Here is a 12105-nt window from a genome sequence, read left to right on the forward strand (position 1 = left end):
TCATTCGCAATCACCTGGATGTAAGCCGCGCGCGCCGCCAGGCCGACAAACCCCAGGGCGATCGCCGCCACAATGAACTTGCTGCGCCAGACCGGCGTCCGGCTCGCCAGCAAGGGGCTGGAGGTATAGGCGATGCTGCGGCTCATTTGACGCGCCCCGAAGCCGCGGCACCCGCATCCGCAGCGGCGGGTGACTCGGCGCCATAGGTCACATAGTGCGTGATGGCCGGTGTGACGGTGCGCATTTGCAGTTGCTCCTTGGCCAATTTCTCGACGCGCAATGGCGTGGCCTGATCCCGCTTCTCCACCTGCAGGCGCTCGTTGTCGGCCTCGAGCCGGTGCGCGACAGAATGGGCTTTGTCGAGATCGGAGAACAGTCGGCGGGACTCATACTGCACGCTCACCAGGTACAAGGAACTGGCCAGCACGGCCAGCAGCAACACAAGGTTGAGCCTGGTCATGATGAAGTCCGTTGTGCCACGCGCATGATCGCGCTGCGCGAGCGCGGATTGCCCGCCACCTCGGCGGCGCTGGGCTTGACGCGGTCCAGCGCCTTGAGAAGCATGATTTTGGGGGCGGCAAAGGGCGCGCGCCGGTCGTACGCATCGCGCGAGTGCTTCGCGATGAACTGCTTGACGATGCGGTCTTCCAGTGAATGAAAGCTGATCACCACCAGCCGGCCACCGGGGGCCAGCACAAGAAGACTGGCTTCTAGCGCCTGTTGCAACTCCTCAAGCTCGGCGTTGATGAAAATCCGAAAAGCCTGAAATGTGCGCGTTGCAGGGTTCTGGCCCGGCTCGCGGGTTTTGACCGTGTCAGCCACGAGTTGGGCCAGCTCGGTGGTGGTTGAAATTGGGCCCCGTTCCTGTCGGCGAGCAACAATCGCCTTTGCAATTGAGCCAGCAAACCGTTCTTCACCATAGTCACGTATCACCTCCGCTATTTTATCGACCTCGGCACGGCCAAGCCACTGCGCCACGCTCTCGCCACGGCTTGTGTCCATGCGCATGTCCAGCGGGCCCTCGAACCTGAAACTGAAACCCCGTACCGGGTTGTCGATCTGCGGCGAGCTGATGCCCAGATCTAGCAATACACCGGCCACGCTCGCCTGCGGCAGCTCGCCCAAATGCGAGAAGCCCTGGTGCCGGATGGAAAAGCGCGGGTCCTGGATGCTGGCCGCCTCGACCAAGGCATCGGAATCTTTGTCAAAGGCAATCAAACGCCCCTGCGGAGCCAGCCTGGAGAGAATCAGGCGGGCGTGGCCGCCGCGGCCAAATGTGGCATCCACATAGGTCTGCGTGGCCGCTACGGCGTCGCCGGGCGCCGCATCCGGATTGTTGAAAAGAGCCTCGACTGCTTCGTTCAACAAAACAGTGGTGTGTTTCCATGTGGTGTCCACCGCCGACCTTCAGAAAGAGAAGTCTTTGAAGACGTCGGGCATGTCACCCTGCATCGCCCGGGCTTCCTGGGCGTCGTAGCTCGCCTTGTCCCACAACTCAAAGTGGTTGCCCATGCCCAGCAACAGAGTGTCTTTCGCTATGCCTGCGGCCTCGCGCAGCTCGGGCGACACCAGCACGCGACCGGTGCCATCCATCTCGACATCCATGGCGTTGCCCAGAAAAATCCGCTTCCACCACTGGGCCGACATAGGCAGCGCGGCAATGCGCTCGCGGAATTTCTCCCACTCGGGACGCGGGAACACCATCAGGCAGCCGTGCGGGTGCTTGGTGATGGTGAGCTGGCCCGCGGCGGTGGCATTCAGTACGTCACGATGCCGGGTCGGCACCGACAGCCGCCCCTTGGTATCCAGACTTATTGACGAAGCCCCTTGAAACACGACTGCACACTCACTTTTGGTAGATCTACAAAGAAATGGAAGTACAAAGGCACTTTTCACCACTTAATTGCACTTTTTTGCACTGTATCAGCAAAAACGATCCCCGCAAGCGCGGTTACAACAATTTTTTCAATGAAATCAAGGACTTAGAAGCGATTCTGGAGGCGCTTCGCGATAAAAAACGTTCTAAATTAAGCACTTAGCGCACGTAGTGAAAGTGATGCTTGAAGGCATCGCTATTTCTACGCGGCTTTGGGTCTGCCCCGCAAAGTTACAGTATGTAGCGCGAAAGATCTTCATCGCGGCTCAGTTCACCGAGTCGCGCATCCACATACGCCGCATCGACCTGGATGGTTTGCCCGCCCAGGTTGGCGGCATCAAAACTCACCTCATCGAGCAGCCGTTCCATCACAGTCGACAGACGCCGGGCGCCAATATTTTCGGTGCGCTCATTGACATCGAAGGCAATGTGCGCGAGCCGCGTGATGCCCTCGTCCTGAAACTCGACCGTGACATTTTCCGTGGCCAGCAAGGCCTGGTACTGCTTGACCAGCGAGGCATGCGTTTGCGTCAGAATGGCCACGAAGTCCTGCACCGACAAGGACTGCAACTCCACCCGAATGGGGAAGCGCCCCTGCAACTCGGGAATCAAATCGCTGGGCTTGCTCAAGTGAAAAGCGCCCGAGGCGATGAACAAAATGTGGTCGGTCTTGACCATGCCGTATTTGGTGGACACGGTTGTGCCCTCGACCAGCGGCAGCAAATCGCGTTGCACGCCCTGGCGCGACACCTCGGCGCCGCTGCCTTCGCTGCGCGAGGTGACCTTGTCAATCTCGTCGATGAACACAATGCCGTTTTGCTCCAGCATGTGCAGGGCCTGCGTCTTGATTTCTTCTTCATTGACCAGTTTGGCCGCTTCTTCGTCGACCAGCAACTTCAAGGCCTCAGGAATCTTGAGTTTGCGCGTCTGGCGCTTTTGCTGCCCCATCTGGCCGAACATGCCGCGCAGTTGCTCGGTCATCTCTTCCATACCGGCCGGGCCCATGATTTCGAGCTGCGGCGCAGCGTGCGCCACGTCAATTTCAATCTCCCGATCCACCAACTGGCCTTCCCGCAATTTCTTGCGAAAGGTCTGGCGGGCGGTGCTCTCGGTATCGGGGTTTTGCACGACACTGAAATCGCCACGCGGCAGCGGAATCAGGATGTCCAGGATGCGTTCCTCGGCAGCATCTTCAGCCCGCGCACGGACCTTCTTCATCTCGGCCACACGGGTTTGTTTGACCGCAATATCCGCCAGGTCGCGGATGATGGCGTCGACATCCTTGCCGACGTAGCCGACTTCGGTGAATTTGGTGGCCTCGACCTTGATGAAGGGCGCATCCGCGAGCCGCGCCAGTCGCCGGGCAATCTCGGTCTTGCCGACCCCCGTGGGGCCGATCATCAGGATGTTCTTGGGCGTGATTTCCGCGCGCAGGCCGGGCTCCACCTGCTGGCGGCGCCAGCGGTTGCGCAGGGCAATGGCAACAGCACGCTTGGCCTGATGCTGGCCGACGATGTGCTTGTCGAGTTCAGAGACAATTTCCTGCGGGGTCATGGCAGCGTTTCAATGGTGTGGTTCATGTTGGTGTAGATGCAGATATCAGCGGCAATCTCCAACGACTTCTTGACGATATCCTGCGCCGACAACTCGGTGTGGTTAAGCAAGGCCATGGCCGCCGCTTGCGCGTACGCGCCACCCGAGCCAATGGTCACGATACCGTTCTCGGGCTCCAGCACATCACCGTTGCCGGTGATGATGAGAGAAGCCTCGCTGTCCGCCACCGCCAGCATGGCCTCGAGGCGGCGCAGCACCCGGTCCGTTCGCCAGTCTTTGGTGAGCTCGATGGCGGCGCGCACCAGATGCCCCTGATGCTTTTCCAACTTGGCTTCAAAGCGCTCAAACAGGGTGAAGGCATCGGCCGTGGCACCGGCGAAACCCGCCAGAACCTTGCCGTGATAAAGCTTGCGCACCTTGCGGGCGGTCCCTTTGACAACAATATTGCCCAGGGTGACTTGCCCATCGCCGCCAATGGCCACAGCGTAGCCCTCGGGCGTCTTGCGCCGCACACTGATGATGGTCGTACCGTGAAATTGTTCCATGCTTGCAGTAAATCAGGTCATCCAGCTCAAAAGCAAGTCTGGACAGGGGGACGTTTCGGTAAAAGCCAAATCAACTGGTACGCAGAACAACCCGTGCGTGTTCGTTGATGCCAATCACGTTGAAAAATGCAGCCACCAGGCGCGGTACATCGCGAAACTGAACATGGCAACCTTCGGACTCGCGCACGGCAACCCAGTTGAGGATGCTGCCCGCGGCCGAAAAATCGACACGGATCAGCCGGGCACAGGAAATCACAAGACGATCGGATCCCTTCAACCCGGCCTGAAGCTTGTCCAGCGCCTCGGCTGCATCGCCAAGTACCTCACCGGTCAACTCCACCACGGGCGTGGTGATCGCATCCAGCCCCATGAGCACGGTCGGGGCCTGACTGAAGTCGGTATCGACGGCCCGTGAGACGTCGCCCGGCACGCCGCGACTCGTCTCAAGCGGCATGCTCGCCGTCAACTGCTCGTGGACAAATTCACATCGGGCGTCGGCCCACGGCGGTGGCGACACTTCATAAATGACACAGTAATCCAGCGCCGCCAATTCGAATTCATCCTGCAGCCGCAGGATGCGCAAGGCATCCAGGCGCAGCCGCCACCAGAACGACTCGACCCGTTTGTCACCCGACGGGGTGCATGATCTCAGCGTTTTTTCAAGAACGTCTGCCCCGGCAAAATACAATTTCACGGGCTGCGCGCACCACTCGGCAAACAAATCGGCCAGCGCCTGCGCGGCATCCGGCGTGATGCTGCCAAGCCGATTCCAGTGCAGATGCCAGGGCGGCGCCGTGCGCGACAAAATGGCCCGCAACACTTGCACGGCCTGCCAATCAAGCTCCGCCGGGCACTCCCACACGGTATGGCTGCTGGGCGCCGCCATCCGATCCGACGGCGATGCGTCCGCTTTGCGCCCCAATAAATCAGGTGTTGAAAACCACGCGGGCGCAGAACGTCCGAAGCGCTCCGCGAACTCAATCGCGACGCGATCAAAACTGGCTTGTTGCCCGGTCCCTCGATAGAGGTCGAACAAGGCCGCGGCCCACCCGTCGGCCGCATTCGGGTCGACATTGTCCGCCTGCAGGGCCGCCAGAAGACCGGCTTCGGCACCCGCATCATCCCCATTGGCGAAACGGATGGCCGCCTCCTCCAGGTCGGGGTCGGACAAACTGTCTCCCAACTCAATGGAAAATAATTTGGAGGTCGAAAATTCGCCGATACCCGAGTCAAAATTCCTGCTTCTCGTATTCTTGGCGACCATCACCTGACCCGCACCGCCCATTGACTCAGGGCCGGAAAGCGTCGATACGCCCATTTGCGTGGTTTCGTAATCGGCACTGCGCGACGAGTCGGTATCCGGGTTCAGCTCGGACGCCTCCGTACGCGCAAAAGCACCTGTTTTGTCTCTGGGTGCACCGCTGGTCGGTGCCCCGCCTGGCGGCGCCAGGGCCGGGTCGGCCGCCACAGGGAAGTTGTCCCCCTGGACAGAGGTCTCATCGTGCTTGCCCTTCCACCACTGCTTGGACATCTGGGCTTCAATATCGTCAATTTTCTTGAGCGTCATGGCCCGCTCACCCAAGTTGGAGGCGGTACTGGTCTGAAAGAAAGAGGGGCGGCCCGCGAGATCGGGTCTGATCGAAGACGCATTGCGACGCAATTTGCGCAGCTGGTCAAACTCCCGGCGACGCACAAAATCGTTTTGTCGCTTGCGCTCAATCATCTCCTTGAGCGCCAGCTTGCTGTAGCCACTTTCCTGCTCTGGCTCCGGCTTGTCGAGCTCAGACCAGTCTTTCGTCGGATTACGGACGAATCTGGCCATCTTGGACAGCAAACCGGCGTTGTTATCTTTGGTCGCCATGGGACGCAAAAGCAGGGTAAGAAGTTAGGAGCCGTGAGTCCTTAATCACCAAACATCTTTTGTTTGAGTTCACGCCGCTGCTGGGCCTCAAGCGACAGGTTCGCGGTCGGGCGCGCGAGCAGGCGACCGACCCCAATGGGTTCACCGGTTTCATCGCAATAACCGTAGTCGCCCGCATCGATGCGAACGATCGATTGCTCAATCTTCTTCAGGAGCTTGCGCTCCCGGTCCCGGGTGCGCAACTCAAGGGCATGCTCTTCCTCGATGGTGGCACGGTCGGCCGGGTCGGGCACCACCACGGTGTCCTCGCGCAAATGCTCGGTGGTTTCGCCCGCATTGCTCAGGATTTCCTGCTTGAGCTTGGACAGCTTGCCGCGGAAAAACGCCATCTGGGTATCGTTCATGTACTCGTCATCGGGCATGGCGATCAGCTCGGCGTCCGTCAGTTGATCAACCGGTTTTGTTTTCCAGTTGTTGACCAGTTTGGGATCTTTTTTGATGGCCGAAGCGAGCGGGGGAATGATCAGCGGCGACGATGTGGTTTGCATAAAGCTGGCTTTGGCGGCCGTGGAGGCCACCGATTGCGCCATGGACGGAACCGTCAGCTGCGCCAGCCGTGAGGAAGGACGGCCTGCTCTGGCGGGTACAGCCGTTGCGGCGGCCAGGATCGGTGCCGCCTCCACCGGCTTGGCTGGCATGCCAGCCTTCGCAATGGTGCCGGGCGTCACAGAATGCGTGACTTTGGGTTTTGCCACCACCACTTCGGGGGTGGCGGCTTTTGCGATCGTTGTTTTCACTGAATCCTTTAATTGAACTTTGGCTGTCGATTTGACGACTTTGGCCGGGGCAGCCTTGACCGCCTTGGTCACGACTTTGGCTGCCGACTTGGGCTCTTTCCCCTGAACGGCGGCCTTCACCGGCGCTTTAGTCGGCGAAGTTTTTTTGACCGGTGGCCTGGACGTAGCGCCTGCCGTTGATTTCGTCGCGGGCTTGACCACTGACTTGGCCACGGCTTTCACGGCAGCCTTGGCCCTGACGACAGCATCGACTGCGGTTTTGGAGCCCTCTTTGGCTTTTCCGGGTTGAGCTTTCATTTTTTGCCTCCTCGCAGAATTTACCTGTGCATGTGCTTCGCTGGCGGACCTGCGTTTTGTATCTGCAACGGGGTCCGAAACCTTTGAGGTTATACCCTCATTGCGAGCTTTTGAGGGCTTGCCTTGCGCCACTTCACTGGCGCGCGAGTTTACAGGTTTACCCACCGCAAAACCCATCAGTTGCAAAAGCGAGACAAACATTGGACTCCCGGCTTAAAAATACAAGTTCAGATCAAACCAAGCTCTGCTCCATGCCCTGCAAAAAGATGTCCTTGGGCAGGTCAATGCCGATGAACACCATTTTGCTGGCGCGCTTTTCACCTGGCGCCCACGCTGGCCCCAGATCACTGCCCATCAATTGGTGCACGCCCTGAAAGATCACCTTGCGATCCGTGCCTTTCATGTGAAGAACACCTTTGTAACGCAGCATGCGCGGGCCGTAAATATTGACAATGGCGCCCAGAAAATCCTCCAGCTTGGCCGGGTCAAAGGCCCGGTCCGATTTGAAGACAAAACTCTTGACATCATCGTCATGTGCATGGTGATGCCCGCCGCCTGCGCTGTGCGAGGGATGGTCGCAATGCTCGCCGGGCGCGTGATCATGGTGCTCATGCCCCTGATGGTCAGATTCCTCCTCTTTGAGGAAATCAGGGTCGATATCCAGCTTGGCATTGAGATTGAAGCCGCGCAGATCGAACACTTCACTCAGTGGCACGTCACCAAAATGAACGGCTTTTTGCGGCGCGCGCGGGTTCATGTGGCGCAAGCGGTGCATCAGCGCAGCCACCTCATCGTCCGCCACCAGATCGGTCTTGCTGATGAAAATCTGGTCGGCAAAACCGACCTGACGGCGCGCTTCCTGGCGCTCGTCGAGCTGCGTCGCCGCGTGTTTGGCGTCCACCAGCGTCAGGATCGAGTCCAGCAGGTAGCTTTCGGCAATTTCATCGTCCATGAAGAAGGTCTGGGCTACGGGGCCGGGGTCGGCCAGGCCGGTGGTCTCGATCACGACGCGGTCAAAGTCCAGCTCGCCCTTGCGTTTTTTCTCGGCCAGGTCGCGCAGCGTGGCGCGCAGGTCCTCGCGGATGGTGCAGCAAATGCAACCGTTGCTCATCTGGATGATCTGCTCCGTGGTGTCAGACACCAGGATGTCGCTGTCAATGTTTTCTTCGCCAAACTCATTTTCAATGACGGCAATTTTCTGGCCATGGGCTTCTAGAAGCACGCGTTTGAGGAGCGTGGTTTTACCCGAGCCAAGAAAGCCCGTCAGGATGGTTGCAGGAATGAGGCTCATCGTTTTTTCAATCGGGTGGGGGCAGAAGCACAGGGAGTGTAGCGGGCAATGGGTTCGGCCTATTTGCGCATCACCACCAGGCCCTTGAGGTATTCGCCTTCAGGAAAATTGATCGTCATCGGGTGATCCGGCGCGCCGCCCAGGCGCTCGACTATATAGCCATCGACCTGGGCGTCGATGCCGGCCGAGGCCACGATTTTATGAAACAGGTCGGCGCTGATGCCGCCCGAGCAGGAATAGGTGAACAAGACACCGCCGGGCGCCAGAATCTTGAAGGCCAGCCGGTTGATGTCCTTGTAGGCGCGCGCCGCCCGTTCGGCATGCGCGACAGTGGGCGCAAACTTCGGTGGATCGAGGATGATGGCGTCAAAGGTCTTGCCTTCGGCGCCAAACTGGCGCAGCGAGGCATTCACATCCGCGTCCATGAAAGTGGCCCGACTCGCTTCAAAACCATTCAAGGCCAGGTTGGCGGCGGCTTTTTCAAGGGCCGGGCCGGAGGAATCAATCGAGGTCACATGGGCCGCGCCCCCGGTCAAGGCCGCCACCGTGAAGCCGCCGGTGTAGCAATAGCAGTTCAGCACGCGCTCGAACTTCAGACGGCGGCTGTAGTCGGCAAACTTCTTGCGGCTGTCGCGCTGATCCAAGTAAAACCCGGTTTTGTGGCCAGTGGCGATGTTGACGGCCAGCTGCCAGTCATGCTCGCGCAGCAGCAGCTCGGTCGGACCGTCGCCACGCAACCAACCGCTCACCTCGGGCAGCCCCTCCAGCGCGCGACCACTGGCATCCGATCGTTCATACAGTTGGCTCAGGCCGGTGGCGGCCAGCAGCGCATCGGCCAAGACATCTTTCCAGCGTTCGGCGCCGGCGGATAGAAACTGAGCCACCAGCGTGTCGCCATAGCGGTCCACGATCAGCCCCGGCAAGCCGTCGGACTCGCCGTGGACCAGGCGCATGCTGTCACTATTTATATCAAATCGGGCTCTAGCCCTCACGGAACGGGCGCAAGCAGCTATTAAAAACGAAGCATCAACGCGCTGGGTCTCGTCAAAACTCCAGACCCGGGCCCGGATCTTGGACGCCGGGCTGTACGCCGCCCAGGCCAGAAAAGCGCCCTCATGGGACTCCACGCGCACCGTCTCGCCCGCGTCGGCAGCGCCTTTGGCAATGGCGGACTCAAATAGCCACGGATGGCGGCGCAAGAGCGAGCGCTCTTTGCCAGGTCTCAATCGAATCGTTTTCATGGGCCGATTGTCGGGCCTTTGCGGTGCTGTTCCGGGACTTTTGCTGCCAGCGCCGGCGTTGGGCTCAGGGTCTCGTCAATAAGTGACGGCCATCGCGGGCACATCCACCCGAATCATGGGTTTGGAAAGTGCCGCGTGCACGGCCCTGACATAGTCAGCCGCCCATTTTTCATCCGCAAACAAGGTGGCACCGGCGGCCTCGGTCACCCGCAGCACCTTGTCCGCCGTCAACACCTTGCCGCTGGCGCGCAGGGGCTCGCAGTCCAGCGTGGTGAACTGCGTGTCAAGCCAAGCGCGGGCGACATCGGGCGCCATGGGTGGCGCGTCTTCCACAAGAAAACGAAACTCAACCCCTTTGTCCAATAAAACAAAAATTTGACTGCGCATGAAGTACCTTTCTGTTGATGCTTGAGAGTGTCGTCGAATTGGCCATTGAAAATCATCAGGGCTTCGCCGTAATTTACCGCAAGCGAACCCGGCCCTGACGGGATTACTTCGGCCCCGCAGACTTGATTTTGGCCCGGGGATGGGCCGCATCGTAGGCCTTGGCCAGATGCTGGAAGTCGAGCCGGGTATAGACCTGCGTGGTAGTGATGCTGGCGTGGCCCAGCAACTCCTGCACGGCACGTAAATCACTGCTGGACTGCAGCAAATGGCTGGCAAATGAATGACGCAGCATGTGGGGGTGCACGGGCGTGGCCAGTCCCGCTTGCTGGCTGCGGCGCTTCAGGCGCTGCCAGATTGATTGCGCCGTCAGGCGGGTGCCGTTGCGGCCGATAAAAAGGGCGGCCTGGCCGGTCTTGGCACCGGTCAGCGCCTGATCACGCAGCGCCAGCCAATGCGTCAGTGCGTCGACTGCCTTGCGCCCCACCGGCACGCTGCGCCGCTTGGCGCCCTTGCCCAGCACATGGGCTTGCGCCCCCTGCAAATCAATCCAACCGCGCGCCGCGGGGCTGGCCAGCGCGTCGAGCCCGGTCAACTCGCCTACGCGCAGGCCGCCACCGTAAAGCAACTCGACGATCGCGGCGTCGCGCGCTTCCAGCCACGGGTCGTTGCTGTCGCTATGGAGCTCGGCCAGCCGCACAGCGTCGTCCACGCTCAGGGCTTTGGGCAAGGGCTTGCCGGCCTTGGGGGCGCGCACGTCCTGCACCGGGTTACTGCCCACCAAGCCCTGGCGCCCGAGCCAGACGTAGAAGCCACGCCAGCCCGACAGAATCAGGGCAATGCCGCGGCCACTGCGCCCGGCCCCATGCATATGGGCGACCCAGCGGCGGATGTGGGTGTTTTGAACCTGGGTGAGTTCGACCTTGACCTGCGCGGCATAGGCTTGAAGTTTTTGCAGGTCCAGCGCGTAGAGCTCGACCGTGCGTTGCGCCAGGCGTTTTTCGACACGGACGTGCGCCAGGTAGCGCTCGATGAGGGGGGCATCGCCGTCCGGCACAAGCGTCTACCTCAAACGCGAGAGCGCGGCGCTGGCCAGCTCGGCAATGCGCGCCAGAAAGTCGGTGCCGATGGCGCTGTTGAAACGCTGGGCGTCGGGTGACGCCAGCACCAGCAGGCCGAAAGCCGGGGCCGTGCTGCCGACCAGCCCGGCGCGCAGGGGCAGGATCGCCAGCGACGCGGCCGCGAGCGGATCGGGCAACCAGCTGACCGCCTCGAAACCGGTGTTCACGCCGCAAAACGGCTCCGTCAGCGAGGACGCGAACAGCTTGGCGTCCTCACTCACGCCCTGCGCAAACTCGGCATGGGCAAACTGCGGCGCCACGCCCCACACCTTGATGCCGACCTGGGGCACCGAGAACTGCGCTGCAATCTCGCCCGCGATCTGCCCAGGTAAAGCCAACGCGTCAGCCGTCAGGAACAAACTGCGCGCCCACAGCAGCAGTTTGTCGGACAGCATGACGTTCTCATTGCCATTGCGGATCATGTCCATGATGCGATGCTCCAGCACCTTGATCTTCTCGCGCAGCATCTGGGCCTGGCGCTCCTGCAAACTCACGGCCCGGTTGCTGTGCGGGCTGGTCAGTTGCACGGCGGCCAGCAACTCGGCGTGGCGCTCGAAAAAGTCGGGCGTATTGGCCAGGTAGTTGGCAATATCGTCTTCGGTAATGGGGTTGGTAAAGGGGGTAGTCATAGGAGGTCGGGTAGGTCAATTTCGCCGTGAAAAACCGTGGTGGCGGGCCCCGTCATCATGACGGAGGACATCGCGCCAGCCCAGGAAATAGTCAATGTGCCGCCGCGGGTCTGGACGTCCACGACAGCGTCCAGCCGCCCGAGCCGGATGCCCGCCACCACCGCCGCGCAGGCGCCGGAGCCGCAGGCCAGGGTTTCGCCGGTGCCACGCTCGAACACCCGCAACCGAATGTGGCTGCGGTCCACGATCTGCATGAAGCCCGCATTCACGCGCCGGGGGAAACTGGCGTGCCGCTCAATCAGCGGACCCTGCGTCAGCACCGGGGCGGTCTCCACATCGTCCACCAGCTGCACCGCATGCGGGTTGCCCATCGACACCACCGCTACAAAAACAGTAGCGGCTTGCGCACCATCCACGAGGGCTAGAGGCCATTTTTGCCATAAACCATCGGTCTGGGGCTGCAGCCCGGTCGCATCAAACGGGATATCGGCCAACTCGAACACCGGAGC

13 protein-coding genes are annotated in these 12105 nt (G+C 60.7%); all 13 read right to left on the bottom strand.

All coding sequences use genetic code 11. The features are described 5' to 3' along the window. Positions 1 to 142: 142 nt before the first annotated feature. Positions 143 to 460, bottom strand: a complete 318-nt coding sequence (gene ftsL / locus B3V69_RS02160) for a cell division protein FtsL (protein WP_296443360.1) — start codon at positions 458 to 460, stop codon at positions 143 to 145. Then, positions 457 to 1398 (bottom strand): 16S rRNA (cytosine(1402)-N(4))-methyltransferase RsmH, encoded by a 942-nt coding sequence (rsmH, locus tag B3V69_RS02165; RefSeq protein WP_296443362.1) that lies wholly within the window; start codon positions 1396 to 1398, stop codon positions 457 to 459. The genes ftsL and rsmH overlap by 4 nt, the downstream gene beginning before the upstream one ends. A 9-nt stretch (positions 1399 to 1407) precedes the next feature. Then, complete coding sequence (mraZ, locus tag B3V69_RS02170; RefSeq protein ID WP_296443364.1) at positions 1408 to 1836, bottom strand: division/cell wall cluster transcriptional repressor MraZ; 429 nt, start codon at positions 1834 to 1836, stop codon at positions 1408 to 1410. A gap of 271 nt (positions 1837 to 2107) precedes the next feature. Continuing rightward, positions 2108 to 3430, bottom strand: coding sequence for an ATP-dependent protease ATPase subunit HslU (gene hslU / locus B3V69_RS02175; protein ID WP_296443366.1), 1323 nt, complete (start codon positions 3428 to 3430; stop codon positions 2108 to 2110). After that, entirely contained in the window at positions 3427 to 3975 is a 549-nt protein-coding gene (hslV, locus tag B3V69_RS02180; protein WP_296443368.1) for an ATP-dependent protease subunit HslV, read from the bottom strand. The genes hslU and hslV overlap by 4 nt, the downstream gene beginning before the upstream one ends. A 70-nt stretch (positions 3976 to 4045) precedes the next feature. Next, positions 4046 to 5836, bottom strand: a complete 1791-nt coding sequence (locus tag B3V69_RS02185; protein ID WP_296443370.1) for an STAS domain-containing protein — start codon at positions 5834 to 5836, stop codon at positions 4046 to 4048. A gap of 41 nt (positions 5837 to 5877) precedes the next feature. Then, the gene (gene dksA, locus B3V69_RS02190) at positions 5878 to 6633 is read right to left on the bottom strand and encodes an RNA polymerase-binding protein DksA (RefSeq protein ID WP_414707452.1); all 756 of its coding nucleotides are present in this window, start codon (positions 6631 to 6633) and stop codon (positions 5878 to 5880) included. Positions 6634 to 7162: 529 nt separating this feature from the next. Then, complete coding sequence (locus tag B3V69_RS02195; protein WP_296443374.1) at positions 7163 to 8221, bottom strand: CobW family GTP-binding protein; 1059 nt, start codon at positions 8219 to 8221, stop codon at positions 7163 to 7165. A 59-nt stretch (positions 8222 to 8280) separates the two neighbouring features. Continuing rightward, a complete protein-coding gene (locus B3V69_RS02200) occupies positions 8281 to 9462 on the bottom strand; it encodes a class I SAM-dependent rRNA methyltransferase (RefSeq protein WP_296443376.1) in 1182 nt (393 codons plus the stop codon). Positions 9463 to 9537: 75 nt separating this feature from the next. Beyond that, complete coding sequence (locus tag B3V69_RS02205; RefSeq protein ID WP_296443378.1) at positions 9538 to 9849, bottom strand: hypothetical protein; 312 nt, start codon at positions 9847 to 9849, stop codon at positions 9538 to 9540. A gap of 103 nt (positions 9850 to 9952) precedes the next feature. After that, entirely contained in the window at positions 9953 to 10903 is a 951-nt protein-coding gene (locus B3V69_RS02210) for a tyrosine recombinase XerC (RefSeq protein WP_296443380.1), read from the bottom strand. Between the two features lie 6 nt (positions 10904 to 10909). After that, positions 10910 to 11596, bottom strand: a complete 687-nt coding sequence (locus tag B3V69_RS02215) for a DUF484 family protein (protein ID WP_296443382.1) — start codon at positions 11594 to 11596, stop codon at positions 10910 to 10912. Further along, positions 11593 to 12105 (bottom strand): diaminopimelate epimerase (gene dapF, locus B3V69_RS02220; RefSeq protein WP_296443383.1); only part of this gene is annotated, 513 nt, incomplete at its 5' end. The genes B3V69_RS02215 and dapF, both read right to left, overlap by 4 nt.

This window comes from Rhodoferax sp. UBA5149 (genome assembly GCF_002413825.1).
Taxonomy (GTDB): Bacteria; Pseudomonadota; Gammaproteobacteria; order Burkholderiales; family Burkholderiaceae_C; genus Rhodoferax.